We start from the raw sequence: 16,121 nt of genomic DNA, 5'->3' as shown, positions 1-16,121 counted from the left end.
GCCGTTCCGTACGTCCACCGCACCGCCCGCTCACCGTTCCGTACGCCACGCACCGGATGAAGGGTCCACCGCCATGCCAGAAACCAGCCGCAGAGGGCTTCTGTTCGGCACCGCCGCCGTCTCCGCGGGCGCCTTCCTCACCGCCTGCACCAGCAACGAGCCCAAGGACGAGGCATCCGCCCCGGACGGCCGGCCGGCCGCGGCCGACGACAAGCCCGGCACCCCCGTCACCATCGGTTTCGCCGGGCCGCAGGCCGACCACGGCTGGCTCAACGCGATCAACGTCCAGGCCAGGACCCGCGCGGAGAAGTACTCCGAGGTGACCCTGGAGACCACCGAGGGCTCCAACGACACCGCCGCCCAGATCGGCCAGGTCAAGACGCTCATCAACAAGAAGGTCGACGTGCTGGTCGTCCTCCCCGCCGACGGCAAGGCGCTCACCCAGGTCGGCCTGGAGGCGATGAAGGCCGGCATCCCCGTCGTCAACCTCGACCGGATCTTCGCCTCCCCGCAGGCGTACCGCTGCTGGGTGGGCGGCGACAACTACGGCATGGGCCTCAACGCCGGCCACTACATCGGCGAGCAGCTCAAGGGCAAGGCGGGCGCCAAGGTCGTCGAACTGGCCGGCATCGACAACCTGGAGCTCACCAAGCAGCGCAGCCAGGGCTTCGCCGACGCCCTGAAGAACTACTCCAACATCGAGCTGGTGGCCCGTCAGGCCGCCGACTTCACCGTGGAGTCCGGCCAGGCCAAGATGGCGCAACTGCTCCAGGCGCAGAAGCAGTTCGACGCCCTGTGGAACCACGACGACGACCAGGGTGTGGGCGCGCTGCGCGCGATCGAGCAGGCCGGCCGCGACGAGTTCATCATGGTCGGCGGGGCGGGCGCCAAGTCGGCGATGGACGCCATCAAGGCCGGGAACAGCGTCCTGAAGGCCACCGTCCTCTACCCGCCGACGATGGCCGCCTCCGCCATCGACCTGGCCCGCGCGCTCGGCCAGAGCAAGGGTGTCGCGGGCCTCGCCGAGCTGGAGATCCCCACCTCCCTCACCCTGTACTCGGCCGTCGTCACCCAGGACAACATCGACCAGTACCTGCCGACCGGCTTCAGCTGATCCCGCACCGCCGCCGCCACCGCACCACCGACGAGGAGGAAGCCCGCATGGCCCTTAGGGAAGAGACGGAGCAGGAGACCGGGGCACCGCCGCCCGGACGCCGGCCGACGACGCGGCTCGGCGTCGGCATGGTCGGATACGCGTTCATGGGCGCGGCCCACTCACAGGGCTGGCGTACCGCGGGCCATGTCTTCGACCTGCCGGCGGACCCCGTCCTCGCCGCGATCTGCGGACGTGACCGCACCGCCGTCGAGGCCGCCGCCGCCCGCCACGGCTGGGCGGCGGCGGAGACCGACTGGCGTGCCCTGATCGCCCGGGACGACGTCCACCTGGTCGACATCTGCACCCCGGGCGAGAGCCACGCGGAGATCGCCGTCGCGGCCCTGGAAGCGGGCAAGCACGTGCTGTGCGAGAAGCCGCTCGCCAACTCCGTCGCCGAGGCGGAGGCCATGGCGGCGGCCGCGGAACGCGCCGCGGCGCGCGGGCAGGTGGCGATCGTCGGGTTCAACTACCGCAAGGTGCCCGCCCTCACCTACGCCCGCGGCCTCGTCGCGGACGGCCGGCTGGGCGCGCTGCGGCACATACGAGCCACCTATCTGCAGGACTGGCTCGTCGACCCCGAGGCGCCGCTGACCTGGCGGCTCAAGCGCGAGCGGGCCGGATCGGGCGCGCTGGGGGACCTCGGGGCCCACATCGTGGACCTCGCCCAGTACCTCGCCGGTGAACCGCTCGTGGGGGTGTCCGCGGTGAGTGAGACCTTCGTACGGGAACGGCCCCTGCCCGCCGGGCCGGCGGGCACCGCGGACCGGACCGCGCGGGGGGCGGTCACGGTCGACGACGCGGCCCTGTTCACCGGACGGCTGGCGTCCGGGGCGCTGGCCTCCTTCGAGGCGTCCCGAATGGCGGCGGGCCGCAAGAACGCCCTGCGGCTGGAGATCAACGGGGAGCTCGGCTCGCTCGCCTTCGACCTGGAACGGCTCAACGAACTCTCCTTCCACGACCACACCGAGCCCGCGGTGACGGCCGGGTTCCGGCGGATCCTCGTCACCGAACCCGGGCACCCCTACCTGGAGGCGTGGTGGCCGCCCGGCCACGGCCTCGGCTACGAGCACACCTTCGTCCACCAGGCACGCGACGTCGTCCGCACGATCGCGGAAGGGCTGCCCCCCGAGCCGTCGTTCGCCGACGGCCTCCAGGTGCAGAGGGTGCTCGCCGCGGTGGAGGAGAGCGCCGCCAGGAACTCCGTACACACACCGGTCCCCTTCCAGGAGGTCCCGTAGATGCCACGCCCCTTCACGCTCTTCACCGGCCAGTGGGCCGACCTGCCCCTCGAAGAGGTCTGCCGCCTCGCCCGCGACTTCGGTTACGACGGTCTCGAACTCGCCTGCTGGGGAGACCACTTCGAGGTGGACAAGGCCCTGTCGGACCCCGGTTACCTGGACGGCCGGCGGCGGCTGCTCGACCGGTACGGCCTGAAGTGCTGGGCCGTCTCCAACCACCTGGTGGGCCAGGCCGTCTGCGACAGCCCCATCGACGAACGCCACCAGGGCATCCTGCCCGCCCGGATCTGGGGGGACGGTGAACCGGAAGGCGTACGCCGGCGGGCCGCCGCGGAGATCGAGGACACCGCCCGGGCCGCCGCCGCGTTCGGCGTCGACACCGTCATCGGGTTCACCGGCTCCTCGATCTGGCATCTCGTCGCGATGTTCCCGCCCGTACCGCCGCACATGATCGACCGCGGCTACCAGGACTTCGCCGAGCGCTGGAACCCGGTCCTGGACGTCTTCGACCGGGAAGGGGTGCGCTTCGCCCACGAGGTCCACCCCAGCGAGATCGCCTACGACTACTGGACCACGCACCGCGCCCTGGAAGCGGTCGGCCACCGGCCCGCGTTCGGGCTGAACTTCGACCCGAGCCACTTCGTCTGGCAGGACCTCGACCCGGTGGCCTTCCTCTACGACTTCCGGGAGCGGATCTACCACGTCGACTGCAAGGAGGCCCGTAAACGCCTCGACGGCCGCAACGGCCGCCTCGGCTCCCACCTGCCGTGGGGCGATCCCCGGCGAGGCTGGGACTTCGTCTCGGCCGGCCACGGTGACGTGCCGTGGGAGGACGTGTTCCGGATGCTGCGCTCCATCGGCTACGAGGGCCCGGTCTCGGTGGAATGGGAGGACGCCGGCATGGACCGGCTGACCGGTGCGCCGGAGGCGCTGGCCTCGCTCAGGCGGTACGACTTCGACCCGCCGGGCGCGTCCTTCGACGCGGCCTTCGGAGGGGGCCGCTGAGGACCGGGCGCAGGGCCCCGGCCCGCTCTGGTCCCGGGGGCCCGGCCGTGCGCCGCACGGCGCCCGCGGAGTGAAGGCACGGTACGACCCGGCGGCACCCGCACCGAGCCCCGGGTCGCCCCGGCCTGCCCTCACCCCGCTTTGTCCTGGCAAGGGAAAAAGATGCATCCGACTCGTGCGTAAGACCTTTCCGTCCTGGACGAACAGGTCTACCGTTCTTTTCATGTACACGACATAACTCGTGTGACCCGGCCCCCCACCGGCCCCGGGCCACGAGCGCGGCAGTCCCCGCGCGCAACGGATACGGCTCCACCCGCCCGTACAACCGGCACCTTCCGGAGGACGCACGTGCACAGAAGCCGCAGACGGCTCCGCGCCCGAAAGACACTCGCACTCCTGACCGGCGGACTGCTCACCGCCGCCACCCTCACCCTCGCCTCCCCGCCGGCCGCCGCCGGCGTCCCGGCCGCGCACAGCACGGCCGTACGGGACGCCGCCGCCGACGCGGCCGAGGACTTCCAGCAGGTCACCCTCGCCAAGGGGGCCGCCGAGACCGGCGAGCCCATCTCGCTGGCGGTGCTCCCCGACCGCAGCGTGCTGCACACCTCGCGCGGCGGCGAGCTGCGCATCACCGACAGCGCCGGCAACACCCGGATATCCGGCACCATCCCCGTCTACTCGCACGACGAGGAAGGCCTCCAGGGCGTCGGCGTCGATCCGGGCTTCGCCGAGAACCGGGCGATCTACCTCTTCTACGCACCGCCGATGGACACCCCCGCCGGCGACGCCCCGGAGACCGGCACCGCCGAGGACTTCGCGAAGTTCGACGGCGTGAACCGGCTCTCCCGCTTCGTCCTCGACGAGGACGGCACCCTCGACACCGCCAGCGAGAAGAAGGTCCTAGACATCCCCACCACCCGCGGCATGTGCTGCCACGTCGGCGGTGACATCGACTTCGACGCGGAGGGCAACCTCTACCTCTCGACGGGCGACGACTCCAACCCGTTCGCCTCCGACGGCTACTCGCCGCTGGACGACCGGGCGGACCGCAACCCGGCCTTCGACGCCCGCCGGACCTCCGGCAACACCAACGACCTCCGGGGCAAGATCCTGCGCATCAAGGTCGCCGAGGACGGCTCCTACACCGTCCCCGAGGGGAACCTCTTCGCCCCGGGCACGGAGAAGACCCGCCCCGAGATCTACGCCATGGGATTCCGCAACCCCTTCCGCTTCAGCGTGGACCGGGCGACCGGCATCCTCTACGTCGGCGACTACGGCCCCGACGCCGGCGCCGCCGACCCGGACCGCGGACCGGCCGGACAGGTCGAGTTCGCCCGGGTGACGAAGCCGGGCAACTTCGGCTGGCCGTACTGCACCGGGGACAACCAGGCGTACAACCGCTACGACTTCGCCACCGGGACCTCCGGTGCGAAGTTCGACTGCGCCGCGCCGAAGAACGAGTCCCGGCACAACACCGGCCTGGTCGACCTGCCGCCCTCCGAGGCCGCCTGGATCCCCTACGACGGGCCTTCCCTGCCCGAGTTCGGCACCGGCTCCGAGTCCCCGATGGGCGGTCCCGTCTACCGCTACGACGCGGACCTCGACTCACCCGTGAAGTTCCCCGAGGAGTACGACGGCGACTTCTTCGCCGGGGAGTTCGGCCGGCAGTGGATCAAACGCATCGAGCAGGACGCCGACGGCACGGTCCGGTCCGTCAACGACATCCCGTGGACCGGCACCCAGGTCATGGACATGGCCTTCGGCCCGGACGGCGCCCTCTACGTCCTGGACTACGGCCTCTCCTGGTTCGGCGGCGACGAGCACTCCGCGCTCTACCGCATCGAGAACGCCACCGGCGGCCGCTCGCCCATCGCCGAGGCATCCTCGGACAAGACCTCGGGAACCGCGCCCCTCAGGGTGCGCTTCTCCTCCGCCGGCACCACCGACGGCGACGGCGACGCCCTCACCTACGCCTGGGACTTCGGCGACGGCGGGACGTCCACGGCCGCGAACCCCACGTACACGTACAGGAAGAACGGCACCTACACCGCCACCGTCACCGCGAAGGACCCGACCGGCCGCACCGGATCGGCGAGCGTCCACGTGACGGTCGGCAACACCGCCCCGGTCGTCGAGATGCACTTCCCGGCCGACGGCCAGCTCTTCGAGTTCGGTGACGAGGTGCCCTTCGCGGTGACCGTCACCGATCCGGAGGACGGCACGGTCGACTGCTCGAAGGTCGAGGTCAAGTTCACCCTCGGCCACGACAGCCACGGCCACGACATCACCACCGAGCACGGCTGCGAAGGCACCGTCAAGACCGCCATGGAAGGCGGCCACGACCCCAACGCCAACATCTACGGCGGCATCTCCGCCGCCTACACCGACGGCGGGGGCGGCGGCCAGGCAGCACTGACCGGCCGCGACCAGGCCAAACTCCAGCCGCGCCACCGGCAGGCCGAGCACTACGACGACTCCTCGGGCGTCACCACCCCGAGCAAGACCAGCGCGCACGGCGGCCGGACCGTCGGGGACATCCACGACGGCGACTGGATCTCCTTCAGCCCCTACATCCTCGGCGGGACCACCCGGCTCACCGCCCGGACGTCCTCGGCCGGCGCCGGAGGCTTCCTGGAGGTACGCGCCGGATCACCCACCGGCAAGATCCTCGGCTCCGCCCCCGTCCCCGTCACCGGCAGCTGGGACACCTTCCAGGACATCGACGTCCCGCTGCGCGGCGCGCCCAAGAAGGCCACCGGCCTGTACCTGGTCTTCAAGGGCGGTCAGGGAGCACTCTTCGACGTGGACGATTTCCAGATCACCAGCACCCCCAAAGACCGGACCGCCAAGCGCGTCCTCGTCTTCTCCAAGACCGGCGGCTTCCGCCACGACTCCATCCCGGAGGGCATCGCCGCGCTGAAGGAGCTCGGCAAGGACGCGAACATCACCGTCGACGCCACCGAGGAAGCGGCCCAGTTCACCACCGGCAACCTGGCCCGCTACGACGCCGTCGTCTTCCTCTCCACCACCGGCGACATCCTGAACGCCGGGCAGAAGAAGGCGTTCGAGAACTTCGTCTCCACCGGTGGCGGCTACATGGGCATCCACGCCGCGGCCGACACCGAGTACGACTGGGAGTTCTACGGCGGGCTCGTCGGCGCCTACTTCCACTCCCACCCGCAGATCCAGCCCGCCACCGTCCGGATCGAGAACCACGACCACCCGGCCACCGCCCACCTGGACGAGGCGTGGGACCGCACCGACGAGTGGTACAACTACCGCACCAACCCGCGCGACAAGGCCCAGGTACTCGCCACCCTGGACGAGACCACCTACACCGGCGGCACCATGAAGGGCGACCACCCCATCGCCTGGTGCCAGACCTACCAGGGCGGGCGCTCCTTCTACACCGGCCTCGGCCACACCAAGGAGTCCTACGCCGAACCGGCCTTCCGCCAGCACCTGCTGGGCGGCCTGCGCTACGCCTCCGGGCAGGCCAAGGCCGACTGCAAGCCCGACACCGGCTACCGGTCCCTCTTCAACGGCACGACGCTGGAGGGCTGGAAGCAGGCAGGACCCGGGAAGTTCGACGTCGTCGACGGTGAACTGCGCTCGTCCGGAGGCATGGGCCTGCTGACCTACCAGGCCAAGGAGCTGCACTCCTACTCGCTCACGCTGGACTGGAAGATGGAGGGCGACGACAACTCCGGTGTCTTCGTGGGCTTCCCGGAGTCCGACGACCCGTGGTCCGCGGTGAACAACGGTTACGAGGTCCAGATCGACGCCACCGACGCCGCCGACCGCACCACCGGCGCCGTCTACACCTTCAAGTCGGCGGACCTCAAGGCCCGCGACCGGGTCCTGCGGCCGCCCGGCCAGTGGAACAGCTACGAGATCCGGGTCCGGGGCGAACGCCTCCAGGTCTTCCTCAACGGGACGAAGATCAACGACTTCACCAACACCGACCCCGCCCGCAGCCTGAAGGACGGCTACATCGGCCTCCAGAACCACGGGGCCGACGACCAGGTGTCCTTCCGCAACATCCGGCTGAAGGAACTGCCCCCGGCATAGGGCACCGCCCGGGACCTCCCGCCGGTCCGGTCCGTTCTGGTCCGGACCGGGCCCGGGAGCCCGGACACCGGGTCCGGCCCGGTCCGGGTGGAGGTCCCCGGCCGGGAGCCCGGTGGAAGTCCCCGGCCGGGGGCCCGGTGGACGGTGACGCGCCCGCCTCACCGTCCACCGGGCCCCGCCTGCCCCGCCCACCCCACCCGCCTTCTCCGCCCCGCTCTCCCCGCCCCTCTCCTGCTCGTTCCCCCGCCCGGCCCCCAGGGAGGCAGCCCGTGACCGCACACGCCGTCCGTACCGGAGTCTGGTTCATCGGAGCACGCGGCTCCGTCGCCACCACCGCCACCGTGGGATGCGCCGCCGTCGCGGCCGGCCTCCACCCGGCGACCGGCATGGCCACCGAGACCCCGCCCTTCGCCGGCAGCGGACTGCCGGCCCTGGCCTCCCTGGTCTTCGGCGGCCACGACACCCTGGACTGCCCCCTGCCCAAGCGCGCCGAGGCGCTGGCGGCCGGCGGGGTCCTCCCGCACGGCCTGCCCCTCGCCGTCCCGGCCGAGACGGCCGCCGCCGAAGCGGAGATACGGACCGGCGGACCGCTGCCCGGTGACACCCGCACCGACGACGAACTGATCACCGCGTTCGCCGCCGACATCACGGACTTCACCCGCCGCCACGGCCTCGCCCGCACCGTCGTCGTCAACGTCGCCTCGACCGAGCCCGCGCCCGCGCCCGGAGCGCTCCGCCTGCCGACCAGCTCCCTCTACGCCGCGGCGGCCCTCCGCGCAGGCTGCCCCTATGCCAACTTCACCCCCTCCACCGGCCTGCGCGGCCCCCGTCTGGAGGAAGCCGCCGAAGCCGCCGGGCTGCCGTACGCCGGACGTGACGGCAAGACCGGGCAGACCCTCCTGCGTTCCGTCCTCGCACCGATGTTCGTCCAGCGGGCCCTGCCGGTACGGGCATGGTCGGGCACCAACCTGCTGGGCGGCGGGGACGGGGCCGCGCTCGCCGACCCGGCCGCCGCCGCGGCCAAGAACGCGGGCAAGGAACGCGTCCTCGCCGACACGCTCGGCGCGGTGCCCGAGGGCGAGGTCCACATCGACGACGTGCCCGCCATGGGCGACTGGAAGACCGCCTGGGACCACATCGCCTTCGACGGGTTCCTCGGTGCGCGGATGACCCTCCAGACCACCTGGCAGGGCTGCGACTCGGCGCTGGCCGCCCCCCTCGTCCTGGACCTCGCCCGGCTGCTCGCCCGCGCCCATGAGACCGGCCTCACCGGCCCGCGCCCCGAACTGGGCTTCTACTTCAAGGACCCCGACGGAGGCCCGGCAGGACTGCCCGAGCAGTACGCGGCGCTGCTCGGCTTCGCCGAGCGTCTGCGGGCCGCCCGGTGAACCCGCCGCGCCCGCCCGCCGACCGGGCGGGAACGCCCGTGCCGCCCGCGTCGCCCGTCCCCTCCGCGTCGCCCGTGCCGTCCACGTCGCCCGTGCCGTCCGCGAGCCGCCACGCGGCACCCCCGTACAGCCTGTCCGGTGCGCGCGGGACTGCGCCCGCACCGGACAGGCCCCGCACCCGGACGGGCCCGCGTGCCTGGGCCGAACTCCTCCGGATCTCGGCCCTGTTCACCGTGCCCGGTGACGCGCTCGCCGGGGCCGCCGCAGCCGGGCACCGCCCCGGCCGGGGCACCGTGCTCGCGGTGGGGGCCTCCCTCTGCCTCTACGAGGCGGGCATGGCCCTCAACGACTGGGCCGACCGCGCCGAGGACGCCGTGGACCGCCCGCACCGCCCGATCCCCTCGGGCCGGATCACCCCCGGCGCCGCCCTGGCCGCCGCGGCCACCCTCACCGCGTCGGGGCTGGCCCTGGCCGCGTGCGCGGGGCGCCCCGCGCTGGCGGTGGCCACCGGACTGGCCGCCACGGTCTGGGCGTACGACCTGCACCTCAAACACACCCCGGCGGGGCCCGCCGCCATGGCCACGGCCCGGAGCCTCGACCTGCTGCTGGGCGCGGCGGCGACGTGCGGCGCCCCGGGGACCCCGCCGGCCGGCCGCGCCTCCCGCCCCCGGCCCGCGCGTCCGGCGGGCCCCGGGGGACGGGCACCGCGCCCCGGCGCCGGTCACGCCCTGCCGACGGCCCTGCCGGCCGCGCTGGTGCTCGGCGCCCACACCTGCGCCGTCACCCACGTCTCCCGGCACGAGGCACACGGCGGTTCCACCACCGCGCCCACCGCCGCGCTGGCCACGGCCGCCGCACTCGCGGCCGCCGTCCTCCGTACCAACCGGCTTCCGTCCCGGGGCCGCCGGGCCCCGGCACCGGGCCCCCGGGGCACCGGGCGGACGCTCGCGCTCACCGCGTTCACCGGGGCCTACCTCCGCACCGCCGCGCGGCCCCTCCTGCACGCCGCCCTCAACCCGTCCCCGCCCCTCACCCGGCGCTCCGTCGGCGGCGGCATCCGCGCCATGATCCCGCTCCAGGCCGCCCTGGCCACCCGGGCCGGAGCACCCCTGACCGGGCTCGCCGTCATGGGCCTCGGCCCCCTCGCCCGCTCCCTCGCACGGAAGGTGAGCCCCACGTGACCCTCCGCCTCGGCTACGGCACCAACGGACTGACCGACCTCCGCCTCGACGACGCCCTCGGACTCCTCGCCGGCCTCGGGTACGACGGCGTCGGGCTGACCCTGGACCACATGCACCTGGACCCGCTGGCCCCGGACGCCGGCGACCGCACCCGCCGGGTGGCCCGCAGGCTCGACGCCCTCCGGCTCGGCGTCACCGTGGAGACCGGCGCCCGCTATGTCCTGGACCCGCGCCGCAAACACGGCCCGACCCTCCTCGACCCCGACCCCGAAGCCCGCGCCGCACGCACCGGTCTGCTCGTACGGTCCGTGGAGATCGCCGCCGGCCTCGGCGCCCACGCCCTGCACTGCTTCAGCGGCACCACCCCGCCGGGCACCCCCACGGACACCGCCTGGGAACGGCTGGCCGACGCGCTCACCCCCGTACTCGACGCCGCCGCCCGGGCCGGGATCCCGCTCGCCGTCGAACCCGAACCCGGCCACCTCCTCGCCACACTCGCCGACTTCCACCACCTCCGCACCCTCCTCGGCGACCCGCCCGCCCTCGGCCTCACCCTCGACATCGGCCACTGCCAGTGCCTGGAACCCCTCCCGCCCGCGGCCTGCGTCGAAGCCGCCGCCCCCTGGCTGCGCCACGTACAGATCGAGGACATGCGGCGCGGCGTCCACGAGCACCTCCCCTTCGGTGACGGCGAGATCGACTTCCCACCCGTGCTGGAAGCCCTGGCCGCCACCGGCTACGACGGCCTCACCGTCGTCGAACTGCCCCGCCACTCCCACGCCGGCCCCGACCTCGCCCGCACCTCCCTCGACTTCCTGCGCGCCGCCACGGCCCCCGCGCGGCACGGGAGGTGAGCGCCCCGTGCTGACCGGCCGGAAGGAACTCGGCGCCCGGCTCGGCGACACGGCCAGGGCCTGGCTCGACGCCGCCCTCGCCGAAGCCGCGGACGCCGCCCCCCGCCCCGCTCCCAGCACCGCCGTCCCGCCCTGGCAGCTGCGCTTCGCCTCCGCCGGCCGCCACTGCGGCCCCGCGCACGCCGACTCCGTACGCGTCCTGCTCCTCCTGGCGGCCCGGCCCCGCCCGGCCGTCGTGGCCCGGCTCTACGACCAGGGGACCGCAGCCGAACGGCGCGCCGTCCTCCTCGCCCTGCACCGGCTGGTCCCCGGCCCGGACGCACTCCCGCTCGTCGAGGACGCCCTGCGCACCAACGACAGCCGGCTCGTCGCCGCCGCCGTCGGCCCGTACGCCGCCGCCCACCTCGGCCCGCACGGCTGGCGGCACGCCGTCCTCAAGTGCCTCTTCACGGGCGTGCCCGTCGAAGCCGTCGCCGGGCTCGGCGACCGGGCCCGCGGAGACACCGAACTCGCCCGGATGCTGCGCGACTTCGCCGCCGAACGCACCGCGGCCGGCCGCCCCGTACCACCGGACCTGCGCACCGTCCTCGCCCTGACCGCCCCCACGGAGGAGTCCTGATGCGCATCTTCGACCCCCACATCCACATGACCTCCCGCACCACGGACGACTACCGGGCCATGTACGACGCCGGGGTCCGCGCCCTGGTCGAACCCTCCTTCTGGCTCGGGCAGCCCCGTACCTCGCCCGCCAGCTTCTTCGACTACTTCGACGCCCTCCTCGGCTGGGAGCCCTTCCGCGCGGCTCAGTACGGCATCGCCCACCACTGCGCCCTCGCCCTCAACCCCAAGGAGGCGAACGACCCCCGCTGCACGCCCGTCCTTGACGCGCTGCCCCGCTATCTCCTCAAGGACTCCGTCGTCGCCGTCGGCGAGATCGGCTACGACTCGATGACCCCCGCCGAGGACTCCGCCCTGGCCGCCCAGCTCCAGCTCGCCGCCGACCACGGTCTGCCCGCCCTCGTCCACACCCCGCACCGCGACAAACAGGCCGGCCTGCGCCGCACCCTCGACGCCGTACGCGCATCGGACCTGGCCCCGGAACTCGTCCTGCTCGACCACCTCAACGAGACCACCGCCCCGGCCGCCCTCGACAGCGGCTGCTGGGCCGGGTTCTCCGTCTACCCCGACACCAAGATGGACGAGGACCGCATGGTCGCCGTCCTCCGCCGCCACGGAACCGACCGCGTCCTCGTCAACTCCGCCGCGGACTGGGGGAGGAGCGACCCGCTGAAGACCCGCAAGGTCGCCGACGCCATGCTGGAGGCCGGCTTCGACGAGGACGACGTCGACAAGGTCCTCTGGCGCAACCCCGTCGCCTTCTACGCCCAGAGCGGCCGCCTCCAGCTCGACCCCGCCGCCCCCGCCCCTCTTCACGAGGGCAACTCCGTCCTCCGCGGAGGGGAGTGAGCGATGCGCTTCCGCCACCCCGACGGCACCACCGTCCACCTGGCGTACTGCACCAACGTCCACCCCGCCGAAACCCTCGACGGAGTGCGCGCCCAGCTGCGCGACCACTGCGAACCCGTACGCAGACGGCTCGGCCGCGACCGCCTCGGCATCGGCCTCTGGCTCGCCGCGTCCGCCGCCCGGACCCTGACCGAGGACCCCTCCGCCCTCCGCGCCCTGCGCGCCGAACTCGAACACCGCGGCCTGGAGGTCGTCACCCTCAACGGCTTCCCCTACGAGGGGTTCGGCTCCGAAGAGGTCAAGTACCGGGTCTACCGGCCGGACTGGACCGAACCCGAACGGCTGGCCCACACCACCGGCCTCGCGAGGCTCCTCGCCGCCCTCCTCCCCGACGACGTCACCGAAGGCACCGTCTCCACACTGCCGCTGGCCTGGCGCACCCCCTACGCCACCGACCCCACCGCGGCCGGCACCGCCCGCCGGGCCCTCGTCACCCTCGGACAGCGCCTCGACACCCTCGCCGAACTCACCGGGAAATCCATCAGCATCGGCCTCGAACCCGAACCCGGCTGCACCGTCGAGACCACCGCCGACGCCATCGCCCCCCTCACCGCCATAGGCCACGACCGCATCGGCGTCTGCGTCGACACCTGCCACCTCGCCACCTCCTTCGAGGAACCCGGCCCCGCACTCGACGCCCTGCGCACCGCGGGCGTCCCCGTCACCAAGGCCCAGCTCTCCGTCGCCCTGCACGCCGAACACCCCCACCTTCCCGAGGTACGCGCCGCACTCGCGGCCTTCGCCGAACCGCGCTTCCTGCACCAGACCCGCACCCTCACCGCCACCGGCCCGCGCGGCACCGACGACCTCGACGAAGCCCTCTTCGGCGGCACCCTCCCCGACAGCACCCCCTGGCGCTCCCATTTCCACGTACCGCTGCACGCCCCTCCCGCGCCCCCGCTCACCTCCACCCTCCCCGTGCTCGAAGCGGCCCTGGCCCGGCTGGTCGGCGGCCCGGTGCCCCTCACCCGGCACCTGGAGGTCGAGACCTACACCTGGCAGGCGCTCCCCGCCGAGCTGCGGCCCCGCACCCGGGCCCAGCTCGCCGACGGCATCGCCGCCGAACTCACCCTCGCCCGCGACCTCCTGACCGACCTCGGCCTCAAGGAACTGCCGTGACCACCGCCGCACCAGGGCCCGCCGCGCAGGACGCACCCGCCACCGGCCCCCGCCCCGCCCCCCTCCTCGTCCTGGACGTCGTCGGCCTCACCCCCAGGCTGCTCGCCCACATGCCGAACCTGCGCGCCATGGCCGGCACCGGATCACAGGCACCGCTGACCACCGTCCTGCCCGCCGTCACCTGCGCCGCCCAGTCCACCTTCCTCACCGGCACCATGCCCGCCGAACACGGCATCGTCGCCAACGGCTGGTACTTCCGTGAACTCGGCGACATCCTGCTGTGGCGCCAGCACAACGGACTCGTCCAGGGCGACCGGCTCTGGGACGCCGCCCGCCGCGCCCACCCCGGCTACACCGTCGCCAACATCTGCTGGTGGTACGCGATGGGCGCCGACACCGACTGGACCGTCACCCCCCGGCCCGTCTACTACGCCGACGGCCGCAAGGAACCCGACTGCTACACCCGCCCCCCGGCCCTGCACGACGAACTCACCGCCGAACTCGGCACCTTCCCCCTCTTCCACTTCTGGGGCCCCGGCGCCGGCCTCGTCTCCACCCGGTGGATCATCGACGCGACCCGGCACATCCTCACCACCCGAACCCCTGACCTGGCCCTCGCCTACCTCCCCCACCTCGACTACGACCTCCAGCGCCACGGCCCCGACGACCCCCGCTCCCACCGGGCCGCCGCCGACCTCGACCGGGCCATGGCACCCCTGCTCGCCGACGCGCGCGCCGAGGGCCGCACCGTCGTCGCCCTCTCCGAGTACGGCATCACCCGTGTGGACCGGCCCGTCGACATCAACCGCGCCCTGCGCCGCGCCGGCCTGCTGGAGGTCCACACCCAGGACGGGATGGAGTACCTGGACCCGATGGCCTCCCGGGCCTTCGCCGTCGCCGACCACCAGATCGCCCACGTCTACGTACGCCGCCCCGAGGACCTGGACGCCACCAGGGCGGCCCTCGCGGACCTGCCCGGCATCGACCTGCTGCTCGGCGACGAGGGCAAGAAGGCCCACCACCTGGACCACCCGCGCGCGGGCGAACTCGTCGCCGTCGCGGAGAAGGACGCCTGGTTCACGTACTACTACTGGCTCGACGACGCCCGCGCCCCCGACTTCGCGCAGCTCGTGGAGATCCACCGCAAACCCGGCTACGACCCCGTCGAACTCTTCATGGACCCCCAGGACCCCTATGTCCGGGTCAAGGCGGCCACGGCACTCGCCCGGAAGAAACTCGGCATGCGCTACCGGATGGCGGTGGTCCCCCTGGACCCCTCACCGGTCCGCGGCAGCCACGGCCGGCTCCCCGAGAGCGACGACGAGGGCCCGCTCATCCTCTGCTCCGTCCCCCGGGCGTTCGACGCGTACGGCGGCCGGGTCCGGGCCACCGACGTGAAGTCCCTGCTGCTCCAGCTCGCCGGACCGCACTGACAGCCTCCTTCGCCCGCACCCCGCACAGCCACCCACACAGGAGACACACCACCATGAGCCGCACCCCGAAGGACCCCGAGCTCACCCGCAGACTCAGCCGCCGCAACGTCCTGGGCGTCGCCGCCGGCGCCACGGCGGCCACCCTCATAGGCGCGGCGGGCGCCGAGGCCGCCGCCCGCCCGGGACAGGGCCACGGCGGGGGCCACGGGCACGGCAAGGACCACGGACACGGGCACGGCGAGGGCCGTGCCGTCCTGCCCCCCGGCCGGCTCGGCATCCAGCTCTACAGCCTCCGTGACAAGATCTCCACCCTCGGTTTCGCCCCCGTCTTCGCCGAACTGGAGAAGTACGGTTACGACGAGATCGAGTTCGCCGGCTACACCCAGGGATCGGCCGGCCCGCTCACCCTCGCCCGGCTCAGGCGGCTGGCGAAGGACCACGGGCTCAACCCCATCGGCAGCCACGTCAACTACTACGACGACAACAACCCCGGCGCCTACTCCTTCGCCCAGAACCTCACCAAGGTCCTGGACGACGCCGAGGCCCTGGGCCTGAAGCACATCGGCACCGCCTCCGGCCCGTTCCGCTACGGCGCGACCGTGGACGGCTGGAAGCGCGCCGCCGAGGACTTCAACACCTACGGAGCGGCCGCCCGCGAGCGCGGCATGAGGTTCTACCAGCACAACCACGCCGAGGAGTTCTCCTTCGCCACCGACCGGCCGGAGGTCCGCCTCTACGACGTCCTGCTCGCCGAGACCGACCCCGGCCTGGTCCACCTGGAGATGGACATCTACTGGGCCTTCTGCGCCCGATTCCGCTTCGGCAAGCGGGCCGACGGGACCCCCGCCCCCTTCGACCCCCTCGACTACGTGCTCAGGCAGCCCGGCCGCTACCCGCTCTTCCACGTCAAGGACGGCGTCCGGGACGAGACCACCCGCGACGGCTACCGCATGTCGGACGTGGGGGACGGCGACATCGACTACAAGGACTTCCTGAGCCGTGTCACCGCCCGCACGCCCCGGGGCCGCTCCTACCACCACTGGCAGACCGAGCACGACAGCCCGGCCGACTCCCTGGCCTTCGCCCGCAGGTCCAGCGAACACCTCCACTCACTCCGCGAGGGCCGCTGCGGCGACTGACACAGGACCG

At 73.2% G+C, this 16,121-nt stretch carries 12 protein-coding genes; all 12 read left to right on the top strand.

What is annotated here, in order from left to right:
- Window positions 1–73 precede the first annotated feature (73 nt).
- The 12 genes from CP967_RS03635 (at window position 74) to CP967_RS03580 (ending at window position 16,111) form a co-directional block, all read left to right on the top strand.
- The gene (locus tag CP967_RS03635; RefSeq protein WP_150486534.1) at window positions 74–1,114 is read left to right on the top strand and encodes a substrate-binding domain-containing protein; all 1,041 of its coding nucleotides are present in this window, start codon (window positions 74–76) and stop codon (window positions 1,112–1,114) included.
- 47 nt (window positions 1,115–1,161) lie between these two features.
- On the top strand, window positions 1,162–2,394 hold the full coding sequence (locus CP967_RS03630) for a Gfo/Idh/MocA family protein (RefSeq protein ID WP_150486533.1): 1,233 nt from the start codon (window positions 1,162–1,164) through the stop codon (window positions 2,392–2,394).
- Window positions 2,395–3,399, top strand: coding sequence for a sugar phosphate isomerase/epimerase family protein (locus tag CP967_RS03625; RefSeq protein ID WP_150486532.1), 1,005 nt, complete (start codon window positions 2,395–2,397; stop codon window positions 3,397–3,399).
- A 348-nt stretch (window positions 3,400–3,747) separates the two neighbouring features.
- A complete protein-coding gene (locus CP967_RS03620) occupies window positions 3,748–7,470 on the top strand; it encodes a ThuA domain-containing protein (RefSeq protein WP_150486531.1) in 3,723 nt (1,240 codons plus the stop codon).
- 269 nt (window positions 7,471–7,739) lie between these two features.
- The gene (locus CP967_RS03615; protein WP_150486530.1) at window positions 7,740–8,858 is read left to right on the top strand and encodes an inositol-3-phosphate synthase; all 1,119 of its coding nucleotides are present in this window, start codon (window positions 7,740–7,742) and stop codon (window positions 8,856–8,858) included.
- A 92-nt stretch (window positions 8,859–8,950) separates the two neighbouring features.
- Window positions 8,951–10,039 (top strand): SCO3242 family prenyltransferase, encoded by a 1,089-nt coding sequence (locus CP967_RS03610; protein ID WP_373300426.1) that lies wholly within the window; start codon window positions 8,951–8,953, stop codon window positions 10,037–10,039.
- Window positions 10,036–10,893 (top strand): sugar phosphate isomerase/epimerase family protein, encoded by an 858-nt coding sequence (locus CP967_RS03605; protein WP_150486528.1) that lies wholly within the window; start codon window positions 10,036–10,038, stop codon window positions 10,891–10,893. Before CP967_RS03610 ends, CP967_RS03605 begins: the two co-directional genes overlap by 4 nt.
- Window positions 10,894–10,900: 7 nt before the next feature.
- Complete coding sequence (locus CP967_RS03600; protein ID WP_150486527.1) at window positions 10,901–11,512, top strand: EboA domain-containing protein; 612 nt, start codon at window positions 10,901–10,903, stop codon at window positions 11,510–11,512.
- Window positions 11,512–12,360, top strand: a complete 849-nt coding sequence (locus CP967_RS03595) for a TatD family hydrolase (protein WP_150486526.1) — start codon at window positions 11,512–11,514, stop codon at window positions 12,358–12,360. The genes CP967_RS03600 and CP967_RS03595 overlap by 1 nt, the downstream gene beginning before the upstream one ends.
- Window positions 12,361–12,363: 3 nt before the next feature.
- On the top strand, window positions 12,364–13,539 hold the full coding sequence (eboE, locus tag CP967_RS03590) for a metabolite traffic protein EboE (RefSeq protein ID WP_150486525.1): 1,176 nt from the start codon (window positions 12,364–12,366) through the stop codon (window positions 13,537–13,539).
- Window positions 13,536–14,972 carry an alkaline phosphatase family protein gene (locus tag CP967_RS03585; RefSeq protein WP_150486524.1) on the top strand — a complete coding sequence of 479 codons (1,437 nt, stop codon included), beginning with the start codon at window positions 13,536–13,538 and terminating at the stop codon, window positions 14,970–14,972. The genes eboE and CP967_RS03585 overlap by 4 nt, the downstream gene beginning before the upstream one ends.
- A gap of 53 nt (window positions 14,973–15,025) precedes the next feature.
- Window positions 15,026–16,111 (top strand): sugar phosphate isomerase/epimerase family protein, encoded by a 1,086-nt coding sequence (locus CP967_RS03580; protein ID WP_150486523.1) that lies wholly within the window; start codon window positions 15,026–15,028, stop codon window positions 16,109–16,111.
- Window positions 16,112–16,121 lie beyond the last annotated feature (10 nt).

The organism is Streptomyces nitrosporeus, assembly GCF_008704555.1.
Lineage (GTDB): Bacteria > Actinomycetota > Actinomycetes > Streptomycetales > Streptomycetaceae > Streptomyces > Streptomyces nitrosporeus.
Note: the sequence above shows the minus strand (reverse complement) of the source record. Positions and strands in the feature narration are given on the sequence as shown.

Excerpts from the sequence above, each read along its gene's own strand:
- CP967_RS03635 (WP_150486534.1), top strand. The coding sequence starts at position 74 with ATGCCAGAAACCAGCCGCAGAGGGCTTCTGTTCGGCACCGCCGCCGTC.
- CP967_RS03630 (WP_150486533.1), top strand. The coding sequence starts at position 1,162 with ATGGCCCTTAGGGAAGAGACGGAGCAGGAGACCGGGGCACCGCCGCCC.
- CP967_RS03625 (WP_150486532.1), top strand. The coding sequence starts at position 2,395 with ATGCCACGCCCCTTCACGCTCTTCACCGGCCAGTGGGCCGACCTGCCC.
- CP967_RS03595 (WP_150486526.1), top strand. The coding sequence starts at position 11,512 with ATGCGCATCTTCGACCCCCACATCCACATGACCTCCCGCACCACGGAC.
- eboE (WP_150486525.1), top strand. The coding sequence starts at position 12,364 with ATGCGCTTCCGCCACCCCGACGGCACCACCGTCCACCTGGCGTACTGC.
- CP967_RS03580 (WP_150486523.1), top strand. The coding sequence starts at position 15,026 with ATGAGCCGCACCCCGAAGGACCCCGAGCTCACCCGCAGACTCAGCCGC.